Source organism: Bacillus sp. AF23, assembly GCF_020861455.1.
GTDB lineage: Bacteria > Bacillota > Bacilli > Bacillales > Bacillaceae > Bacillus > Bacillus halotolerans.
The window spans coordinates 480,783-501,297 of record NZ_JAJHVY010000017.1; the positions used below are offsets into that span (position 1 = coordinate 480,783).

Genomic DNA, 20,515 nt, shown 5'->3' on the forward strand with positions numbered 1-20,515 from the left:
ATTGATCACTCCTAGACATGATAATACTGATCGTTTACCACATCACAGAAGCGAATAAACTGCAAAATATGTTTATAAAAGTACTTCTTCAGGAATAGCCCCTGTATATTTAGCTGACGGGCGGAAAATCATGTTGTTTTCTGCTTGTTCCAGCACATGTGCGCACCAGCCTACCATTCGGCTTGCGGAAAACGTCGGTGTAAACAATTCATCATCAAAATCAATCGCCTTCATGACAGCAGCTGCATAAAATTCAACGTTTGTGTACAGCTTGCGGCCCGGTTTGTAGATGTCCAGCAAACGAATCGCTTCTGCCTCTACATGCAGCGCCAGATCCAAATCACGGTCATCGCCTGCAACCTCTTCAGCTTTCTGTCTCAAAGCTTCTGCCCGCGGATCTTTCGTCTTATACACGCGGTGCCCAAATCCCATCAGGCGTTCTCCTTTTTCAAGCTTTGCTGTCAAATACGCTGCAGCATTCGCTTTTTCTCCAATGTCTTCAAGCATTTTCGTCACAGCAGATGGAGCCCCTCCATGAAGCGGGCCTTTCATCGTGCCAAGCGCCGCGGTAATGGCCGATACCAAATCACTCTCTGTAGACAAAGTGACCCGTGCCGAGAAAGTTGATGCGTTCATGCCGTGCTCCATGGCCAGAATCATATATGTTTCAAGCGCTTTCTTTTTTGCTTCTGAAGGCTGTTCACCGGTGAGCATATAATAATAGTTTTCGACATGTCCGTACTGGGAAGATGGCTCAATGGCTTGCTCGCCGCGCACCCAGCGTTTTCTGTAAGCGATAATGGACGGCGTGATGGCAATCAGCCGAATCGCTTCTTCTATTTTTGGATAAAACGTGTACGTATTTTCCCCTAATGCTGAAACAACCGTTCTCAGTACCGACATGTCGTCCATGTTGTTTGGCAGCGACTGAATCAAACGCCCGATACGGTCAGGCAGGTTTCGCTCCGCAATCAGCTTTTTTTCAAATGTCTGTAATTCATCTGATGCCGGCAGTTTTCCAAATAAAATCAAGTAAGCGGCTTCTTCAAAGCTATGATGCAGCGCGATGTCTTTTGCATGATGCCCTCTGTAGATAAGCCGGCCTTTTTCGCCGTCAATATGGCTGATTGATGTGTCCACACATGTAATTCCCTTTAATCCGTAATGTACCATTTGTATTCCCCCTATCCTTTTCTGTTATTATAGTAAATATAATATTTAAAAAATATTGAATATTTTAAAGGGAATTAATTAAAAATCTTAATCAGAGGGAGAATGGAAATGGATTTCAAATGGCTTCACACCTTTGTGACCGCAGCGAAATATGAAAACTTCAGAAAAACAGCAGAAACGCTTTTTTTATCTCAGCCCACTGTAACCGTTCATATCAAGCAATTAGAAAAAGAAATCAGCTGCAAGCTGTTCGAGCGAAAAGGCAGGCAGATTCAGTTAACCGATGAAGGCAGGGCTTATTTGCCATTCGCACTGAGGCTGCTTGATGACTATGAAAACAGCATGGCAGAGCTCCACAGAGTGAGACAAGGCTACTCTCAAACCTTACAGCTCGCGGTTTCGCCGCTTATCGCCGATACCGTGCTTCCATCTGTTATGAAACGATACACTTCAATGAATACCGAGACAGAAATTGCAGTGAAAATTTTTGAATCGGCAGAAATCTCGTCTCTGATTAAAGCCGGCGAGGCGGATATCGGACTGAGCTGTTTAAAAGTCCAGTCTTCTTCTTTAACATGCCACTGTTTATATAAGGACCCTGTCGTCCTCGTTGCGCCTCCTGATCAGCGTTTCACATCAGACGAAGAAATTGATGCCAAAGAGGTGCTTGAGCAATACCTGCTTTTGACCCACAATCACCCTGACTACTGGGACGACTTACTCCGTCAAGTCAGAGTGACTTTTCCATTTGTGAGAACAATGAAAGTCACACAAACCCATATAACGAAACGGTTTATAAAAGAAGGACTTGGCGTTTCATTCCTCCCCTTATCTACAGTAAAGCGCGAATTAGAGGAAAAACAGATGATCAGAATCCCTTACCATTCTGTGCAGCTGCCCTATGCCGGTGCTTATGCGATCGCCCTTTATGAAAATAAGAAGGAAAAAAAGTTTTTGGACTTTTTATCACATTTTCATTTTTAGATGTAACCAAAACGAAGATGCTCCGTCTAATGAAAAAAACCCGTTCTATGAACGGGTTACTTCGTAAAATTAGAATCTTTTCGCACCGAGGTAGCGAGGCTTCCAGTAGCTGTTGTTCAGGCTGCTGATTTGTACGCCGTCAGATCCTGCATGAACGAAACTGTTGTTTCCAATGTAAATCCCCATGTGAGAAGGGCCGGATTTATATGTTGTAAAGAATACGAAATCACCGACAGACGGGCTGGCAATGCTCTTCATGGAACTCCAGTATCCCGCAGTGCTCGTTCTTGCCACACTTGTTTGTTTGTTTAATACGTACCAAATGAATCCGCTGCAGTCAAAACCGGAAGTTGTTGTTCCGCCCCATTTGTACGGCGTTCCAGTTAGCGCTTTTGCATCAGAAACCAGTTTGCTTACGTTAAGTGATGTAGATGATACTTTGCTGCTTGAACTAGATGAAGGCTTAGAGGAAGTGACAGGTTTAGAACTTGTTCCTTTCACCTTCAATACTTGTCCGACATAGATTAAATCTGATTTTAAGCCGTTGAGACTCTTTATTTTGCTAACCGTTGTGCCGTATTTTTTCGCGATTTTAGATAGACTGTCGCCGCTTACTACTTTGTATGTAGAAGTTGCAGACGTAGACACGCTTGATGAGCCGGAGCTGCTTGAACTGCTTGAGCCCTTCACTTTCAGAACTTGTCCGATACGCAGAAGATCTGATTTTAAGCCGTTCAGTTTTTTCAGTTCATTGATCGTCATGCCGTATTTTTTCGAAATTTTCCAAAGACTGTCGCCGCTCACTACTTTGTATGTAGAAGAAGATGAACTGCTTTTTGAACCTGATGCTGCCGATTTACCGTTAATAGATAAAGTCTGCCCTGCGTAAATAATATCAGAATGAAGCTTGTTTTCTGATTTAATTTTACTTATTGTGGTGCCGTATTTTTTTGAAAGATCCCATAACGTGTCGCCTTTTTTCACTTTGACGCTTTGTGCAGATGCCGCTCCTGCAAATAAGGTCGATCCTAAAACTACTGCTGTTGTAGCTGTAATGATTTGCTTTTTCATGTTTTCCTCCCTAAATATGTATATCTATTATTATCTCTTTTTTTTAATTAATCATCTTGTTTTCTATTATAAGGATGGATTCCCAACAGAAATAGTCTTGACTTCACGTGACAAATTTCTTAATTATTCGTTTTCAAAAAAAGTTTTTAAGGGTATTAAATATTTCATTTTCATTTCAAAGGTGACAAAAAACGAGTGCTTTTGTCATGTTTTTTGGGCGGTTTATCAACATTTAGGAAATAATTGAAGAACATTTTGGGGATTTATGACATAGCGAAAGAATGTGGAACTTATAGGTTTCGATAAAAACTGCGGGCATCCGCAGTTTTTTTATTTAAACAACCATATCACGCATAAACCATGAGGTAAAGATTTTTCAGAAAAAATGAATGCTTTGATGAAAGAAAGGCAAGATAACGGACACAGACAATTTATATTCATCACAATCCTTTACTTAATGTTTACAGGATCAACAGCCGCACTTAACAAACATTCCATATCGTAATAAGCAGAACAAATTAAAGGAGGCCTGCAAAAAAATGAGTCTGTTTCAAAAAATGAAATCAAAATTGCTGCCAGTCGCAGCTGTTTCCGTGCTTACAGCCGGTATATTCGCCGGTGCAGAGCTGCAGCAGACCGAAAAAGCAAGCGCCAAAAAACAAAACAAAGATGAGATCAGAAATGTCATTGTGATGATTGGGGATGGCATGGGAACATCATACATAAATGCCTACCGTTCCATGAAAAATAACGGTGAAACACCGAACAACCCAAAGTTAACTGAATTTGACCGGAACCTGACAGGCATGATGATGACGCACCCGGATGACCCTGACTATAATATTACAGATTCAGCAGCCGCCGGAACAGCATTAGCGACAGGCGTTAAGACATATAACAATGCAATTGGTGTCGATAAAAACGGAAAAAAAGTAAAATCTGTGCTCGAAGAAGCCAAACAGCAAGGCAAATCGACTGGGCTTGTCGCAACGTCTGAAATTAACCACGCCACACCCGCAGCATACGGCGCCCACAATGAATCGCGGAAAAACATGGACCAAATCGCCAACAGCTATATGGATGATAAAATAAAAGGCAAACAAAAAATTGACGTTTTGCTTGGCGGCGGAAAATCCTACTTTACCCGCAAGGACAGAAATGTAACGAAAGAATTTAAACAAGCAGGCTACAGCTATGTGACAACAAAACAAGCGCTGAAGAAAAATAAAGATCAGCAGGTGCTCGGGCTTTTTGCAGACGGAGGGCTTGCTAAAGCGCTCGACCGCGACAGCAAAACCCCATCCCTGAAAGATATGACTGTTTCAGCAATTGACCGGCTGAATCAAAATAAAAAAGGATTTTTCTTGATGGTCGAAGGCAGCCAAATTGACTGGGCCGCTCATGACAATGATACTGTCGGAGCCATGAGCGAGGTTAAGGATTTTGAACAGGCCTATAAAGCCGCTATTGAATTTGCGAAAAAAGATAAACATACGCTTGTAATTGCAGCTGCTGATCATACGACAGGCGGATTTACCATCGGTGCAAACGGCGAAAAAAATTGGCATGCGGAGCCGATTTTGGCAGCGAAAAAAACACCTGAGTTTATGGCCAAAAAAATCAGCGAAGGCAAACCGGTCAAAGATGTGCTCGCACGCTATACAGATCTGGATTTCACACGTGAAGAAATGAAAAATATTGAAGCCGCTTCACAGGCTGACAAAAGCAAAGGCGCCTACAAAGCCATCATCAAGATTTTCAACACCCGCTCTAACAGCGGCTGGACCAGTACCGATCACACCGGTGAAGAAGTGCCGGTATACGCGTACGGCCCCGGAAAAGAGAAATTCAGCGGACTGATCAACAATACCGACCAGGCAAAAATCATATTTAACATTTTGAAAACAGGTAAATAAAAAGGATGCAGAAGACTGCATCCTTTTTTCTTATAAATACCTGCGGTGAACCCCTTTTCCGTCATACGAAAACATCACTTGCTTATCCTCCAGCACAGATTCGATATGCACGCTTCTTCCCCACAGCTGGTATAAATAAGGAAGCACTTTCTCCAAGTATTTCAAATCCAGTTCTATGCCCTCATACCAATGCTTAATTAAGAGCTCGTTATTTTTCAGATAATCGCCTTCGTTTACTGTCAAATACGGAAATCCTCCGTTTACCCGCATGCTCACAAGCTGGTCGCGGACAGCCTCCCACTCTTTATCGACGATTTTGTAGTCTCTGCCCTGCTTTTGGAACAGGTAAAGATCCTCGCGCATCACTAAATCTTTTGTTAAATAATTGCGGATGAATGAGATATCTGATTCAATCTCTCTGACCTCAAACATTTTCTCCCGGCCTGAGTTCGGCTTGACGCCTATTTTCTTCATTTCCTCAGTCGGATTGTTATACCGTTCCTCAATATCTTCAAAAATCTTCAGTCCCAAATAATAAGGATTGATTCCTGTTTTTGACGGCTGGACAACCCCGGCATTCAGCTTGGCGAACTCTATCGCTTCATCAGAGGTTAAATCAAGCTCCCGGATAATTCTTTGATGCCAGTATGAAGCCCATCCTTCATTCATAATTTTCGTTTCCAGCTGAGGCCAGAAATAAAGCATTTCTTCTCTCATCATCGTCAAAATATCACGCTGCCACGGCTCAAGTTCCCTTGAATGCTCTTCAATAAAAAGCAGAATATCTTTCTCGGGCCGCGGCGGGAAAGGTTTTTTTGATTTTTTCAGTTGTTTTCTCGGTTTCTTTCCATCTAAATTCCATAGATCATCGTACGGCGTAGCCATTTCCTCAAACTCTTCTTCCTCATCATCCACACTCCACTGGAGCTTCGGACGCACCAAAGAAGGATCGATATGCTCCTGGATTGAAAGGATCGCGTCTAAAAAGGCCTCCACTTCCTTTATTCCGTGAATCCGTTCATAATACTTAATTCGCTCCGCCGTTGCCGCCATGCTTTCCACCATGTCACGCTTCGTGTTTTGGAAGCGGCAGTTGTTTTTGAAAAAGTCACAGTGAGCGAGAACATGGGCGACAATCAATTTATTTTGTATCAGTGAATTGCTGTCCAGCAAAAAGGCGTAGCATGGGTCTGAGTTAATGACAAGCTCATAAATTTTGCTTAATCCAAGGTCATAATGCAGTTTCATTTTATGAAACTGTTTCCCGAAGCTCCAGTGGCTGAATCTTGTCGGCATCCCGTACGCGCCGAATGTATAAATAATTTCAGCCGGGCAGATTTCATATCTCATCGGATAGAAATCAAGGCCGAATCCTTTTGCAACTTCGGTAATTTCCTCAATTGCCCGCTGTAATCCCTTTTTCTCCTCCGCGTTCAACCGAATCCCCCCTACTTGGACTTATCTATAATGTATGAGCCCGCCTGATAAAAGATGATAAGTCACATTTTTGCCTGAAAAAAACTCGCCCTGCACATTGGCCTGTTTGCCAAATGTGTCAGTGGGTAAAAACAGACCATATTACGAAAAAAAGGAGCGATACCAATTGAATGCAGCAGACATGTTTTCTTCTTATCTCAGTAAGTTGCCAAACCTCATCATTGCTTTGCTTGTCTTATTAATCGGATGGGCTATCGCCAAAATCATTGAAAAAGCGGTGTACAAAGGGCTCAGAAAAACAAAAATCGACGACAAGATCTTTGCTGAGAAAAAGCCGTCACGCTATTCATCAGAAAAAATCGTAAGCAAGGTCGTTTATTTTATCGCTTTGATTATCGTCTTTATTTTATTCTTTAACATTTTGCACCTGACAACAGTGGCTTCGCCTTTTGTCAGCATGCTTTCTGCTATTGCAGCTGCTGTTCCGAGCCTGCTGAAGGCCGGATTGATTCTGCTGTTAGGCTGGGCGGCAGCTTCTGTGTTAAGCTTTCTTGTCAAAAAAATCGGGATGAAGCTGAACACGAGCGAAAAACTGCGCAAATGGAACTTGGTATCTGAAGGGAAAGATATTCACCAGGCAGTTAACGCCGCTTCACAAATTGTCTTTTATCTTGTGCTGCTCATATTCTTGCCGGGAGTCTTATCTTCGCTGAATATCAGCGGAATTTCAGGCCCGTTTACAAATATGATGGAAAGCGTACTCGCTTTTCTGCCGAAATTATTCGCTGCGGCGCTGATCGTTTTAATCGGCTGGCTCATCGCCCGCCTGGTCCGTGACATCATCACGAATTTCCTAGCAAGCATCGGTACAGAAAGATTCGCTGCTCGTATGGGATTATCCATTTACTTAAAGGATACAAGCCTTTCTGCTGTCATCGGAACCATTGCTTATGTGCTGATTTTCATTCCGGTTGTCATTTCAGCGCTTGATCGTCTTGATGTCGCCGGCATTTCTCAGCCAGCCGTCTCTATGCTCAATACCATCTTAAACATGCTTCCGAATATCATTATCGCCATCGTACTGATTTTAGCCGGTATATGGGCCGGAAAATGGGTAAACACAATGGTGTCCGGACTGCTCCGCCGTGCAGGCTTTGATTCTTTATTAGGAAAAATGGGCGTAGAACCTGGCGCATCCGCAAAGCTGTCACTCTCCCAAGTTGTCGGTATGATTGCGCAAATCATTGTGATCCTGCTGTTTACAGCCGAGGCGCTGCAAGTTGTTCAGCTGCATTTACTCGTTGAGATCGCTGGCGGCATCATCGCGTATCTGCCGAATGTCCTTGTCGCAGTATTTATCCTCGGAATCGGCCTTTACGCCGGAGAATTGGTGCGCAAGGTACTGGCCAGCATGATCAAAGGTCAGGAGTTCAAATCTTTAGCTGCGATTGCAAAGTATACAATCATCGCACTGGCTTTCTTTATGGCCCTTGATCAGCTCGGAGTCGCTGACACAATTGTCAATTCCGCATTTATCATCGTGCTTGGCGGATTCGCACTTGCATTCGGTTTATCATTCGGTCTTGGCGGAAAGGATTTTGCTTCACGTTATCTTTCTAAATTCGAACGCAAAATTCAAAACACTGAAGTTGATACGAAAAACCGTTCAAAACAAAATCCTTCCAATGACATGAATTAAAAAAATGCGTGTGCCCAGCAGGGTGCACGCTTTTTTAGGGAAATTCCTTTTTTTTCATTTTATAATAGATTATGATAAGATATAGAAAATGTCTTATTCCGAGGTCTTAATATGAAGTTAACAAATTATACAGATTATTCATTACGAGTTTTGATTTTTCTTGCTGCAGAACGTCCCGGAGAACTTTCAAATATAAAACAGATTGCCGAAACGTATTCTATTTCAAAAAATCATCTCATGAAAGTCATATACAGGCTCGGTCAGCTCGGATATGTAGAAACGATACGCGGACGGGGCGGCGGCATACGTTTAGGCATGGATCCTGAAGACATTAATATCGGAGAGGTCGTCAGAAAAACAGAAGACGATTTTAATATTGTTGAATGTTTTGATGCGAATAGAAATCTCTGCATTATTTCTCCAGTGTGCGGCTTAAAACACGTGCTTAATGAAGCGCTTATGGCCTATCTTGCCGTTTTAAACAAATATACGCTGCGAGACCTTGTCAAAAACAAAGAGGAAATTATGCAGCTTTTGAAAATGAAGGAATAGTTGATGATTCCTTCTTTTTTTATGCCCTTTTTCCTGCTTTCTGTTAAGATAATATGACTGATTTTTAAAAAAGGCAAAACGATGAGTTGAATCTGCCGATATAAAAAAGAAACAGCATATTCAAAATCATTGGGGGAAAAAGGAGAGCTCAGATGAAAAAGAAATTAGCAGCAGGGCTGACAGCATCCGCGATTGTCAGCACAACACTAGCGATTACACCCGCTGAAGCAGCAACGATTAAAGTCAAAAGCGGAGATTCCTTATGGAAGCTGGCGCAAAACTACAACACAAGTGTAGCGGCCATCACATCCGCCAACCATCTTTCGACTACCGTCCTGTCAATCGGCCAGACGCTTACCATCCCAGGCAGCAATTCCGGCACTTCATCATCTTCTTCAGGCTCAACAGCAAAGAAGAGCGGAAATTCTGTTTACACAGTGAAAAGCGGCGATTCACTATGGCTGATTGCCAATGAGTTTAAGATGTCGGTACAGGAACTGAAAAAGTTAAACGGATTGAGCAGCGACATGATTCGTGCAGGGCAAAAATTAAAAGTATCCGGAAAGGTTTCTTCAAATTCCAGTTCCGGCACTTCAAGCAGCTCTAAATCATCTAAATCATCTAAATCGAGCTCAAGCTCTTCAGCTTCGACTGGCACTTACAAAGTGCAGCTAGGTGATTCGCTTTGGAAAATCGCGAACAAAGTCAATATGTCCATCGCTGAATTGAAGGTATTGAACAATTTAAAATCAGATACCATTTATGTGAATCAAGTGTTAAAAACAAAATCAGCGGGTTCTAATTCGTCATCCAAAAACAATTCATCCAAATCGAATCAATCAGCGTCAGCAACAACGAAGTACACCGTAAAAAGCGGAGACTCACTTTGGAAGATCGCAAACAAATATAACCTGACTGTACAGCAAATCCGAAACAGCAACAATCTGAAATCAGACGTTCTGTACGTCGGACAAGTGCTGAAGCTGACCGGCAAATCAAGTTCCAGCACATCAACAACACCGTCTTCGTCAAATTCAAGCTCCGGCACAACGACGACTACATATACGGTGAAGAGCGGTGATTCCTTATGGGTGATCGCTCAAAAGTTCAATGTGACAGCCCAGCAGATCCGGGAGAAAAACAACTTGAAAAACGATGTCTTACAAATCGGCCAGAAGCTCACGATTACAGGCAAAGCTTCATCTTCAAATTCAAGTTCCGGATCTTCAGGCAGCATGATCTCAACAAGCGCGAAGATTAACAAAATGATCGCGGCCGCTAAGGAGCACCTTGGTGTTCCATATCGCTGGGGAGGAACAACACCGGCCGGATTTGACTGCAGCGGATTCATTTACTATGCGCTAAACAAAGTGACTTCTGTGTCCAGATTAACGGCGGCTGGCTACTGGAACACCATGAAACCTGTCAGCCAGCCTGCAGTCGGAGACTTTGTCTTCTTTTCGACATACAAAGCCGGCCCTTCTCATGTCGGGATTTACCTCGGAAACGGGGAATTCATTAATGCCAACGACTCAGGGGTTGTCATTTCAAATATGAACAACTCATACTGGAAACAGCGCTACCTCGGAGCAAAGCGTTATTTCTAAAAACAAAACTGTATGGCCTTTGTCGGCTGTACAGTTTTTTTATTAAAGACGAAACACATTGATGCTGATCATATGTTTTGTCACAGGGTGAAAATAAACTTCCGCACGCACGGAAAATGTTTCATCATTCTGTTTGACGGTCACCCGAAAGACATCCTTTGTCTGCTGGTCATTCACCTCGGTCCGCCCCATATAGGCGTAATCGGAAAAAGAAGCCCCTTTATATTCATCTTGAATTTTACTCCAAGCGAGCTGTTCCCACTTTTGAACAGACTCGTTCATGTTTTCTGAATGCCCTTTTGCAGCCATCGATAAGATGAGTAAACCGCAAAACAGAAGCGCAATGGCATACGGCAGAGATTTCATGTTTTCAGTCTCCTGTACCCAGATTATTTTCATCTTAGGTTTTCCAAAACCGCTTGCTTCATTCAGACATTTTCATTTTATGTCTCCCTCATATTGCTACCCCAGTTCTGACGCAGACGCCAAGTTTTGCCCCGTCAATAACAGCTGATGCGGCATAAACTAATCCTGAACTTCTCACACAGGAAAGGAGAAGCGATTGATATGGATTATGCTGATTACGACAAAGCATTGTATTACACCCATCGTTCCCAATGGGATAATTTATTAATTTTAATGGTGCGGACAGAGGATGATTTGTTATCAAAACGAATAGAGCATTTTTTGCATGCATACCATTTTGAACAGGATTATGCTGTATTAGAAAAGGTGCTGTATTCTCTTCTCCGCTATATTGACCATGCCACTGAGCTGACATATGAGGATCAATTAGCGCTTCTCACATAAAAAAACCCCCGGTGTTTAGACGCCGGGGGTTCCTGCATTTGCGAACATGTGCAATTCTTCCATCAGCTCTTTTATGCTGGCCGCCATGCGTTCCGTTACTGTTGCGTTTTCCGCATCAATCGTTACCGGATCAAGCACAAGCTGCCTCGGTATGGCATTGGCATATAAGCCCCTCATCACGGTTCTCATATCGTTCAGCGCATTGATTCCGCCTTTTCCGCCGCCTGCTGCTGCCAAAAGAGCTACTGGCTTATATTTAAATTGTTCGCTGCTTAAAAAATCCAGTGCATTTTTTAAAGCGCCGCTCATGCCGCTGTGATATTCAGGAGATAGTAATACAATCGCATCCGCTTTGCTGACGCGCTGTTTCAGCTCTTGTACCCGCGTAAGCTCGGCCTGTTCGGCTTCACCGTTAAATAACGGCAATATAAATTCGCTCAAATCAATCAAATCCGTTTGATACACAGCTGAAATATAGGCTGCCGCAATTCTTGTCCTGCCATGTGTTCTCGGCGAGCCGCTAATCACTAATATGTTCACTTTGTGGTCTCTCCATTCAGGTTGTATTTCACTGCAAAAAGCGCTGCTTGTGTGCGGTCCGCCAGCTCAAGCTTTGCTAAAAGATTAGACACATGAGTTTTTACTGTTTTTTCTGAAATAAACAACGACGCCGCGATTTCTTTATTGCTTTTTCCGCAAGCAATTTCATTTAGCACATCTCTTTCCCGCCGGGTTAATTGATAATATTTTTCTTTTTCCGGTTCATTCTGTTTTTTCATATGTGTCAGCACATGGGGCATAATAGCTGAAGACAGCATGTATTCACCTGAATAGACCTGTCTCAATGTTTTCACCAATTCCTCCGGCTCTGTATCCTTCAACTGATACGCCTTCGCTCCTGCCTGAAGCGCAGGGATGACATGCTCCTGATCGGAGTAGCTCGTCAGTATGATGATATGCACGCCGGGAAATTGCTGTACTGCTTTTTTTGTTGCCACTATTCCATCCATTTCCGGCATGGACAGATCCATCAGCACAAGATCCGGCTTTGTTTCTTCAATGACACGGAGGGCCTCAATTCCGGTTGCCGCTTCTCCGACAACGTCAATGTCGTCCTTAGTGGCAAAGAAAAAACGAAGCCCCTTCCGGACAACATGGTGATCATCCGCAATGACAATTCTCATCTCACTGTTCTTCCTTTCTGATTGGTAAGCGGAAGCCTGACGGACAGCTTCGTGCCCGCTCCAAGTTCTGATTCAATGGAAAATTCCGCGCCGGCTTTTTCTGCCCGTTCTTTCATTCCTTTGATGCCAAGTGAAGGCAGTCCGGCGTGCGCTTCATAACAAAATCCTGCCCCATGATCGATAATATCCAGTTCTGCATAGGACGAAGAAGAAGCCATTCTGACATATGCCGTATCAGTCCCGGCATGCTTTTTGCAATTATTGAGGGCTTCCTGCGCGACACGCCACAGCATATGCTCCTCTTCATCACGAAGGACCGGACATCCGTTTTGTGTAAAGACGACATTCAATCCGATCAGTGTGCCGTAGCTTTTAATGGCTTCAGCCAGCCCTTTTTCTAATCCTCCGGGGCGAAGCTGCCAGATTAAGGACTTCATTTCAGCCAGAGCATCCTGCGATAAAGTTTGAATAAAATCAATCATTTGCTGCAGGGTCTCTTCTTGTGTTAATGTCTTTGCCGCTTTTGCTGTTAAACTGACGGAAAACAGCATCTGGTTGACTGAATCATGCAGCTCCTGAGCGAGACGGTTCCGCTCCATTAAAAGAGCGTTTTTTTGTTTGTATTCAGCAAGCCTCATCCGCTGTATCGCCGTTCCGATCTGAAAAGCAACTGCCTCCAGCAAATGAAGCTCCTCCTCATCAAAAAGTGTCTTTCCGGCCGCCGCCACATTTAATAAACCAAACCGTCTGTCTCCATCTTCTAAGGGAACGGTTGCATGATGCGTAATCCCTTCTGTGTCAAAACAATGCAGCTCTTCAGCTGATTCTATGCGTTTACAGTTCATAATATTGGCTGCTTTTCTAAGTCCGCCGTTATTGAATTTCGTCAGGCAATAGCACTCCCCTTCACACATCAGCACTTTTTCCCTCCTGCTTAAAGCAGGCGGCAGGTATGCGTCTGCCGCTAATGTATAGGAACCGTCCTCTTCAATGAGAAAGATCCATCCAGACTGAAGATTCGTTAAGCTCAGCAATTCTTTTAACACTTCATTCAGCGTTGCTTTGACATCGTGTCCTTGATTCAAAGTCTCGGCAATGGTTTTCAGCGTTCTTAATTTTTCCACCCTCGGTTTGGTCACGTCTCTCACTCCGGCTATGGTTATTATCTAAGATTATACCAGTTTTTTGAATATTGTTACTTCACATGAAGGATGATTTTCTTTCAGACTTTTGGATGAGAAATAGAAAAAAGCCGGATCACATTGCGTGATCCAGCTTTTTTCAAATTATTTTGCTGTTGCTTCGACAATTTCGTCAACTGTCTTCATGACATCGTCAGAAAGTGCGGCAAGACGCTGTTCACTGTCTTGTAGGGATGTTCCTTTTACAGCGAAATAAAATTTGACCTTCGGCTCAGTGCCAGAAGGACGGAGGCAGAACCAAGATCCGTCTTCCAAGAAATATTTCAATACATTTGATTTTGGCAGGTCGATGGCTTCTTCTTTATTTTCCGTCAAAACCATCCGTTTGCTTACAGCGTAATCCTCTGCTGAGACAACCTGTTTTCCGGCCATTGTTTGCGGCGGATTTTGTCTGAAGGAAGCAAGAATCGCTTCAATCTGCTCCGCTCCCTGTTTTCCTTTCAGCGTCAGTGATTTCAGCCCTTCACGGTAAAAACCATATTCTTTGAAGATATTCATTAACGCTTCGTATAATGACGTTCCTTGTTTCTTATAGAACGCGCAAACCTCAACTGCCAAAAGTGCGGCCTGAATGGCATCCTTGTCGCGGGCGAAATCTCCGATTAAATAACCATAGCTTTCTTCATATCCGAATTGGAAAGTGTACTGGCCTGAGGCTTCGTATTCTTTAATCTTTTCACCGATAAACTTAAAGCCCGTCAGTGTATCAATCGTATCGAGTCCGAATGAAGATGCGACATCGCGGCCGATTTCACTTGTTACAATTGTTTTCAGAACGACGCCATTCTCAGGCAGGATTCCTTGTTTTTTCTTTTCAGAAAGCAAATAATGAAGCAGCAGGGCACCGGTTTGGTTTCCTGTCAGCACTGTATATTTGCCTTCATCATTTTTCACCGCAATGCCAAGGCGGTCCGCATCTGGATCTGTTGCAATAAGAATATCTGCATTTTGCTCTTCGCCGAGCTTAATAGCGTATTCAAAAGCAGCATGCTCTTCTGGGTTCGGAGATGTTACAGTTGAAAAGTCCGGATCTGGCAGTTCCTGTTCCTTCACGACCGTGACATTTTGATAGCCGAGGGCTTCGAGTCCGCGTCTGACCGGTTTGTTTGCGGTTCCATGCAGCGGAGTGAAAACCACTTTCACATCCACTTCTCCGGATAACTCAGGATGAACGGAAATAGATGTCAGTTTTTCAGTATAGACCTTATCAATCTCTTCACCGATGATCTTTATTAAGCCTTTTTCTTTTAACGCTTCTTCATCTTCGACTGTGATTGTCAGTTCATTTTCGATGGCGTTTACCTGCTCAATGACGATGTCTGCTTCACGCGGAGGCAGTTGGCCGCCGTCATCACCGTACACTTTGTACCCATTATATTCAGGCGGGTTATGGCTAGCCGTCACGACAATTCCTCCATAAGCGTTCAGTTGTCTGACAGCAAATGACAGCTCCGGCGTCGGACGAAGCTCATCAAATACGTACGTTTGGATGCCTTGTGCAGCAAGCGTTTTTGCCGCTTCCATCGCAAACTCCGGTGATTTATGGCGGGAATCATACGCAATGACAACGCCCCGTTTTTTCGCTTCCTCACCCTGCTGCAAGATGTATGCCGCAAATCCCGCTGATGCCTTGCGCACCGTGTAAATATTCATCCGATTCGTACCGGCGCCAATTTCTCCGCGCATACCCCCAGTTCCGAATTCAAGGTTTTTATAGAAGCAGTCTTCAAGAGCCTGATCATTCCCCTCTAATTCAGTGAGGAGCTTTTTTAATTCAGGATCTAAATTTTCTGTCTGTTTCCAGCGTTCATAGCTCTTTCTCCAAGTCATAATTCGTCCTCCTATGTATCAGCCATATGCCATTATTTTAATATGAAGAGAGCGTCTCTGTCACTTGATATCTTGAGATCTGACGCTTTCTGGCTCATAAAAGAAAAAACGGGCTGCAGACAGCCCGTTATTTTTATTGTTCGACCGGTACAACCGCATCGTGTAATAGCTTGTTAAGGTTTTCTGTATGTTTGTTTTGCGTCTGCTCATCCCACTGGAATCGCTCGCTCATAAAATCAATAACGGCGTCTTTATATGTTTTTACCCAATTGATATCAAAAAATAAACGTCCCGTTCTGCGGACAAAGAAGTCAGCAGGCGTTGCAGTCAATTCTTCTTCAATGCTGTATTCTGCCTCGGCAAGGATATGAACCGGGATATTTCGCTTCACAGCCTCGTCTTTCAGTGCCTCGACCCGATTAAAGACACGCTCTACGTTGGAGCCGTATCTGATAGCCAGCTGTTTCGCATCCTTTTCTGATAAGCCGGCCGCAATGCCTTCTTTCGTTTTCGCCGTCACGAAGGATGCAAGGTTTTTAGAACCGCCGACGTGCCCGCCTGAAATCGGCATGTTTTTCGTTTTGCATGGGCCGAAATCCTTTTCGCCTTCCTCTTTTAATCGATCACGAACAAGATCGACAATGTGCTCCGCCATTTTTCTGTACCCGGTCAGCTTACCGCCGGCAATAGTAATCAAGCCTGAATCTGACGTCCAAATTTCATCTTTGCGTGAAATCTCGGAAGGGTCCTTCCCTTCTTCATGAATGAGCGGACGCAGGCCAGCCCAGCTTGATTCGATATCATCCGCTTTAAGATTCAGTTCCGGGAACATGTAATTGATTGAATTGATGACGTAATCGCGATCCTCAGTTGTCATGCGCGGATGCTCCAGGGCCTCTTTGTAAACAGTATCGGTTGTGCCCACGTATGTTTTGCCTTCACGAGGAATAGCAAACACCATGCGGCCGTCCGGTGTATCAAAATATACCGCTTGTTTCAAAGGAAAGACAGATTGGTCAAATACAAGGTGAATACCTTTTGTATGCTGAAGGTGCTTTCCGTTTTTAGAATGGTCTTTTTCTCTGAGCTGGTCTACCCAAGGGCCTGTCGCATTGACGATTTTTTTCGCGTATACTTTATATTCCTTTTTCGTCAAAACGTCTTCAATTAATACACCGACTGCTTTGCCTTTTTCATAAAGGAGTTCTTTTACTTTGGAATAATTCACAGGCTCTGCCCCGAATTTGACCGCTTCCTTCATGACCTCTATTGTCAGTCTCGCATCGTCAGTGCGGTATTCAACATAGTAGCCGCCGCCTTTTAAACCGTCTTTTTTCACCAAAGGCTCTTTTTGCAGCGTTTCTTTTGCTGAAAGCATGCTTCTGCGTTCTGATTTTTTTACGCCGGCTAAGAAGTCATAAACTCTTAAACCGATAGAGGTTGTGAATGAGCCGAATGTGCCGCCTTTATGAAACGGAAGCAGCATCCATTCCGGTGTGGTAACGTGCGGGCCGTTTTCATAGACAATCGCCCGCTCTTTCCCTACCTCAGCGACCATTTTCACTTCAAATTGTTTTAAATAGCGCAATCCGCCATGAACCAATTTTGTTGATCTGCTTGATGTTCCAGCCGCGAAATCCTGCATTTCGCTGAGTGCGACCTTCATGCCCCTTGATGCCGCGTCAAGAGCTGTACCAGCTCCTGTAATTCCTCCTCCGATAATAAATAGATCATATGTTTTTTTCGTCATGTCTGTCAGCATGCGATCCCGCTCAAGACTTGAAAATTGATTTTTCATTATTACGTTTCCTCCTTGTTGTCACGGTAAGTAAATAGAAAAAGAGACCACAACAGCCAAAGTGCATGTTCACACTTTGGTGCTGTGGTCTCTCCTCATCTCAGGACCGTTCTTATTAACTTGTAACCATTATAACATACTCTTATTTTATTTAAAAGCCATAGCTGCTTTAACGGCTTTTTGCCAGCCTGTATACAGCTCATTTCGTTTTTCTTCTTCCAATTTAGGTTCAAAACGCTTATCCAGATTCCACTGGTTAATAATGTCAGAACGATCCTTCCAGAATCCCACAGCGATACCTGCCAAATATGCCGCGCCAAGCGCAGTTGTTTCATTGATTTCCGGTCGTTCCACAGGCACATCCAAAATATCCCCTTGAAACTGCATCAAAAAGTTATTTTTAACAGCGCCGCCATCCACACGAAGCGTTTTCAATGAAATGTTAGAATCCGCTTCCATTGCATCAAGCACATCTTTCGTCTGATAAGCCAATGACTCCAGCGTGGCACGGATAAAATGTTCTTTTGTTGTGCCTCTAGTCAGGCCGAAAACTGAACCGCGCACATCGCTGTCCCAGTAAGGCGTTCCCAAGCCGACAAAGGCCGGAACGACATATACGCCGTCAGTTGAATCAACTTTCTCTGCGTATGATTCGCTAAGCGAAGAGTCCTGGAACATTCTCATTCCGTCTCTGAGCCATTGGATGGCTGAGCCTGCGACAAAAATACTTCCTTCTAAAGCATATTCAACTTTACCGTCAATGCCCCAGGCGATTGTTGTCAGCAGCCCGTGTTCCGACTTAATTGCTTTTTCCCCTGTATTCATCAGCATGAAACATCCTGTGCCGTATGTGTTTTTCCCCATGCCTGCTTCAAAGCACGCCTGGCCGAACAGCGCGGACTGCTGGTCGCCTGCCGCTCCAGCAATCGGAATATTTTTTCCGAAGAAGTGATAATCAACTGTCTCTGCATACACATGAGAGGACGGTTTTACTTCAGGGAGCATTGATTTCGGAACGCCTAAAATCTCAAGCAGCTCATCGTCCCATTTCAAATCGTAAATATTAAACATCAGCGTTCTTGAGGCGTTGGAATAATCCGTCACGTGCGCTTTTCCGCCTGACATTTTCCAAATGAGCCATGTGTCAATCGTTCCAAACAGCAGCTCGCCTTTTTCCGCTTTTTCTCTTGCGCCTTCCACATTGTCTAAAATCCATTTCACCTTCGTGCCAGAAAAATATGGATCTATCAAAAGGCCTGTTTTCTCTCTGAATGTATCATTATATCCTTTTTCGCGAAGCTCCTCGCAGATTCCAGATGTCTGTCGTGACTGCCAAACGATCGCATTATACACAGGCTTTCCTGTATCCTTATCCCAAACAACCGCTGTTTCCCTTTGATTGGTAATGCCGATTCCGGCAATTTGAGAAGCGCTGATTCCCGATTCAGAAATGACAGATGCGATAACAGCAAGGACAGATCCCCAAATTTCATTTGCATTATGCTCAACCCACCCTGGATGCGGGAAGTATTGTGTAAATTCCTTTTGAGCGGAGTGAACGATTTTGCCTTCTTTATTAAACAGAATCGCTCTTGAACTTGTTGTCCCTTGATCTAAGGATAAAATGTAAGTTTCCATAAGATGTCTCCCCTTTGCTTAAATATATTTTGAATTTGATAGTGTTTGAGCTGCATGTTTTTTCGTATAGCCATAGAGTCCTAACAATACCACAACCAATACAACGCTTACAATCCAGAAACTGCTTGTAATCTGCCCCTGAAACGCGGCGCTGTAAAATACACCGCCGAATGATCCGCCCAAAATCGGGCCGGCAACAGGAACCCATGCGTACTTCCAGTTTGATGAGCCTTTCCCCGGAATCGGCAGAAGTGCGTGGGCAATCCGCGGACCTAAGTCGCGGGCGGGATTAATTGCATATCCCGTGGTTCCTCCAAGAGAAATACCGATAGCAACGATGAGAAAACCGACGATTAAAGGGTTAAGTCCCTCTGTAAACTCATTTGCCCCAATCGCCAAAATTCCAAGCACAAGGACAAATGTCCCAATAACCTCACTTAAAACGTTTGCAAACGTATGCGGAATGCTGGGTCCGGTTGAAAAAACACCCAGCTTGGCAGCGGGATCATCGGTAGACTTCCAATGCGGCAGGTAATGAAGGTAAACAATCACCGCACCGATCATTGCACCGATCATTTGCGCCGCAATGTAAACCGGAACCTCTTTCCACGGAAAATCACCAACAAAAGCTAATGCTATCGTTAACGCGGGATTGAGATGGGCGCCGCTGATGCCGCCGACCGCATAAGCGGCCATTGCCACACCTAATCCCCATCCAAATACAACAACAATCCAGCCAGATTGATATGAAAGCGATTTCTTCAAATTGACTCCTGCACAAACACCTGCGCCAAAAATAACAAGCAGCATCGTACCGATTAGTTCTCCCCAAAATGCTGTCATAGATAATTCCTCCTAAGGTTGCGATTAAGAAGTATGATAGAGAATAAAAAAAACACAACAAACCGCTTTACGGATGTATAACTTTTACCGTAAAGAGCTGCTGTGGGTCTCCGGATTCTCCATCACATTGTATTAACCTAGTGCAATTGTATCAGCGGATGAAAGCGGTGTCAATCACTTTCTGTCAAAAAGTTTTCATATTTTTTCCATAATTTGGTGTTAGATGTGGTGACAGCAACGGCACCAGCTTTCAGTGCCTGTTCTACATCTTGTTCTGTGCGGATGAAACCTCCCGCAAAGATAGGGATACCTGTTTTCTCTTTAATTTCCTGAATAAGTGACGGCACGATGCCCGGCAGCACTTCAATGAAGTCAGGCTTATGCTTGCCGACAAACTCCATGCTTTTTTCCATTGCGCTTGTATCAAGCAGAAACAAACGCTGGATCGCATAGATTTTCTTCTGCTTCGCTTTTGCAATCACGTTTGATCTTGTTGAGATAATCCCCGCTGGCTTGATATCCTGGCAGATGAATTCCGCTCCGTATTCATCATGTTTGATCCCTTGAATTAAATCGACATGCACCATCATCTTCTTCCCGTGCTTTTGCGCCTCTCTGATCACGCCCTTTAATTGTCCGAGATGAATATCAAGTATCACGCCGTACGAAAACGAGCTGTTTAAAAACTCATCAAATTGCTTCATATTGCGAATAGCCGGTAAAATAGGCTGGTTGTGAAAACTCATAGTGTGCTCCTTTAACAAATCACTT

Annotated in this window: 18 protein-coding genes; 6 read left to right on the forward strand and 12 right to left on the reverse strand. The window is 43.9% G+C overall.

Annotated elements, in window-relative coordinates; all coding sequences use genetic code 11:
* Window positions 1-72 precede the first annotated feature (72 nt).
* Window positions 73-1,173, reverse strand: a complete 1,101-nt coding sequence (gene citA, locus LNN34_RS11410) for a citrate synthase CitA (protein ID WP_024120727.1) — start codon at window positions 1,171-1,173, stop codon at window positions 73-75.
* A 108-nt stretch (window positions 1,174-1,281) separates the two neighbouring features.
* Here citA and citR point away from each other — a divergent pair, with 108 nt between their 5' ends.
* Window positions 1,282-2,157, forward strand: coding sequence for a transcriptional regulator CitR (gene citR / locus LNN34_RS11415; RefSeq protein WP_024120726.1), 876 nt, complete (start codon window positions 1,282-1,284; stop codon window positions 2,155-2,157).
* 69 nt (window positions 2,158-2,226) lie between these two features.
* Here the strand turns inward: citR and LNN34_RS11420 are convergent, their stop codons facing one another.
* Window positions 2,227-3,228 (reverse strand): LysM peptidoglycan-binding domain-containing protein, encoded by a 1,002-nt coding sequence (locus tag LNN34_RS11420; protein WP_024120725.1) that lies wholly within the window; start codon window positions 3,226-3,228, stop codon window positions 2,227-2,229.
* Between the two features lie 539 nt (window positions 3,229-3,767).
* Here LNN34_RS11420 and phoA point away from each other — a divergent pair.
* Window positions 3,768-5,144 (forward strand): alkaline phosphatase PhoA, encoded by a 1,377-nt coding sequence (gene phoA / locus LNN34_RS11425; protein WP_202656850.1) that lies wholly within the window; start codon window positions 3,768-3,770, stop codon window positions 5,142-5,144.
* Window positions 5,145-5,174: 30 nt separating this feature from the next.
* On the opposite strand, the gene spoVR is transcribed toward phoA, so the two are convergent.
* The gene (gene spoVR, locus LNN34_RS11430) at window positions 5,175-6,581 is read right to left on the reverse strand and encodes a stage V sporulation protein SpoVR (RefSeq protein WP_059293151.1); all 1,407 of its coding nucleotides are present in this window, start codon (window positions 6,579-6,581) and stop codon (window positions 5,175-5,177) included.
* 166 nt (window positions 6,582-6,747) lie between these two features.
* Here spoVR and LNN34_RS11435 point away from each other — a divergent pair, with 166 nt between their 5' ends.
* From LNN34_RS11435 to LNN34_RS11445, 3 genes are all read left to right on the forward strand, one after another.
* Window positions 6,748-8,280 (forward strand): mechanosensitive ion channel, encoded by a 1,533-nt coding sequence (locus tag LNN34_RS11435; RefSeq protein ID WP_059336448.1) that lies wholly within the window; start codon window positions 6,748-6,750, stop codon window positions 8,278-8,280.
* Window positions 8,281-8,391: 111 nt separating this feature from the next.
* Entirely contained in the window at window positions 8,392-8,832 is a 441-nt protein-coding gene (nsrR, locus tag LNN34_RS11440) for a nitric oxide-sensing transcriptional repressor NsrR (RefSeq protein ID WP_010333538.1), read from the forward strand.
* Window positions 8,833-8,984: 152 nt separating this feature from the next.
* Window positions 8,985-10,439: a LysM peptidoglycan-binding domain-containing protein gene (locus tag LNN34_RS11445; protein WP_202656849.1), complete on the forward strand. Its 1,455-nt coding sequence runs from the start codon at window positions 8,985-8,987 to the stop codon at window positions 10,437-10,439.
* 42 nt (window positions 10,440-10,481) lie between these two features.
* On the opposite strand, the gene LNN34_RS11450 is transcribed toward LNN34_RS11445, so the two are convergent.
* Window positions 10,482-10,805, reverse strand: a complete 324-nt coding sequence (locus LNN34_RS11450; protein WP_044156615.1) for a YqzG/YhdC family protein — start codon at window positions 10,803-10,805, stop codon at window positions 10,482-10,484.
* Between the two features lie 201 nt (window positions 10,806-11,006).
* Between LNN34_RS11450 and LNN34_RS11455 the strand changes: the two genes are divergently transcribed.
* Window positions 11,007-11,249, forward strand: coding sequence for a YhdB family protein (locus LNN34_RS11455; RefSeq protein ID WP_024120719.1), 243 nt, complete (start codon window positions 11,007-11,009; stop codon window positions 11,247-11,249).
* 15 nt (window positions 11,250-11,264) lie between these two features.
* On the opposite strand, the gene LNN34_RS11460 is transcribed toward LNN34_RS11455, so the two are convergent.
* From LNN34_RS11460 to glpP, 8 genes are all read right to left on the reverse strand, one after another.
* A complete protein-coding gene (locus LNN34_RS11460) occupies window positions 11,265-11,789 on the reverse strand; it encodes an NADPH-dependent FMN reductase (protein WP_229043412.1) in 525 nt (174 codons plus the stop codon).
* Complete coding sequence (locus tag LNN34_RS11465) at window positions 11,786-12,433, reverse strand: response regulator (RefSeq protein ID WP_229043414.1); 648 nt, start codon at window positions 12,431-12,433, stop codon at window positions 11,786-11,788. Before LNN34_RS11465 ends, LNN34_RS11460 begins: the two co-directional genes overlap by 4 nt.
* Complete coding sequence (locus LNN34_RS11470; RefSeq protein ID WP_229043416.1) at window positions 12,430-13,572, reverse strand: GAF domain-containing sensor histidine kinase; 1,143 nt, start codon at window positions 13,570-13,572, stop codon at window positions 12,430-12,432. The genes LNN34_RS11465 and LNN34_RS11470 overlap by 4 nt, the downstream gene beginning before the upstream one ends.
* Window positions 13,573-13,719: 147 nt before the next feature.
* Window positions 13,720-15,465 (reverse strand): phospho-sugar mutase, encoded by a 1,746-nt coding sequence (locus LNN34_RS11475; RefSeq protein WP_099042741.1) that lies wholly within the window; start codon window positions 15,463-15,465, stop codon window positions 13,720-13,722.
* A gap of 133 nt (window positions 15,466-15,598) precedes the next feature.
* Window positions 15,599-17,266 carry a glycerol-3-phosphate dehydrogenase gene (gene glpD / locus LNN34_RS11480; RefSeq protein ID WP_229043481.1) on the reverse strand — a complete coding sequence of 556 codons (1,668 nt, stop codon included), beginning with the start codon at window positions 17,264-17,266 and terminating at the stop codon, window positions 15,599-15,601.
* A 144-nt stretch (window positions 17,267-17,410) separates the two neighbouring features.
* Window positions 17,411-18,901, reverse strand: a complete 1,491-nt coding sequence (gene glpK, locus LNN34_RS11485; protein WP_229043418.1) for a glycerol kinase GlpK — start codon at window positions 18,899-18,901, stop codon at window positions 17,411-17,413.
* An 18-nt stretch (window positions 18,902-18,919) separates the two neighbouring features.
* Complete coding sequence (gene glpF / locus LNN34_RS11490; RefSeq protein WP_229043420.1) at window positions 18,920-19,744, reverse strand: glycerol uptake facilitator protein GlpF; 825 nt, start codon at window positions 19,742-19,744, stop codon at window positions 18,920-18,922.
* Between the two features lie 170 nt (window positions 19,745-19,914).
* On the reverse strand, window positions 19,915-20,490 hold the full coding sequence (gene glpP / locus LNN34_RS11495; protein ID WP_029441192.1) for a glycerol uptake operon antiterminator GlpP: 576 nt from the start codon (window positions 20,488-20,490) through the stop codon (window positions 19,915-19,917).
* Window positions 20,491-20,515 lie beyond the last annotated feature (25 nt).

What these genes read in the sequence shown, in the direction of transcription:
- LNN34_RS11465 (WP_229043414.1), bottom strand. Translation starts at nt 12,433, where the DNA reads ATGAGAATTGTCATTGCGGATGATCACCATGTTGTCCGGAAGGGGCTT.
- phoA (WP_202656850.1), top strand. Translation starts at nt 3,768, where the DNA reads ATGAGTCTGTTTCAAAAAATGAAATCAAAATTGCTGCCAGTCGCAGCT.
- glpP (WP_029441192.1), bottom strand. Translation starts at nt 20,490, where the DNA reads ATGAGTTTTCACAACCAGCCTATTTTACCGGCTATTCGCAATATGAAG.
- LNN34_RS11455 (WP_024120719.1), top strand. Translation starts at nt 11,007, where the DNA reads ATGGATTATGCTGATTACGACAAAGCATTGTATTACACCCATCGTTCC.
- LNN34_RS11450 (WP_044156615.1), bottom strand. Translation starts at nt 10,805, where the DNA reads ATGAAATCTCTGCCGTATGCCATTGCGCTTCTGTTTTGCGGTTTACTC.
- glpK (WP_229043418.1), bottom strand. Translation starts at nt 18,901, where the DNA reads ATGGAAACTTACATTTTATCCTTAGATCAAGGGACAACAAGTTCAAGA.
- citA (WP_024120727.1), bottom strand. Translation starts at nt 1,173, where the DNA reads ATGGTACATTACGGATTAAAGGGAATTACATGTGTGGACACATCAATC.
- LNN34_RS11420 (WP_024120725.1), bottom strand. Translation starts at nt 3,228, where the DNA reads ATGAAAAAGCAAATCATTACAGCTACAACAGCAGTAGTTTTAGGATCG.
- glpF (WP_229043420.1), bottom strand. Translation starts at nt 19,744, where the DNA reads ATGACAGCATTTTGGGGAGAACTAATCGGTACGATGCTGCTTGTTATT.
- LNN34_RS11475 (WP_099042741.1), bottom strand. Translation starts at nt 15,465, where the DNA reads ATGACTTGGAGAAAGAGCTATGAACGCTGGAAACAGACAGAAAATTTA.
- nsrR (WP_010333538.1), top strand. Translation starts at nt 8,392, where the DNA reads ATGAAGTTAACAAATTATACAGATTATTCATTACGAGTTTTGATTTTT.
- LNN34_RS11445 (WP_202656849.1), top strand. Translation starts at nt 8,985, where the DNA reads ATGAAAAAGAAATTAGCAGCAGGGCTGACAGCATCCGCGATTGTCAGC.
- citR (WP_024120726.1), top strand. Translation starts at nt 1,282, where the DNA reads ATGGATTTCAAATGGCTTCACACCTTTGTGACCGCAGCGAAATATGAA.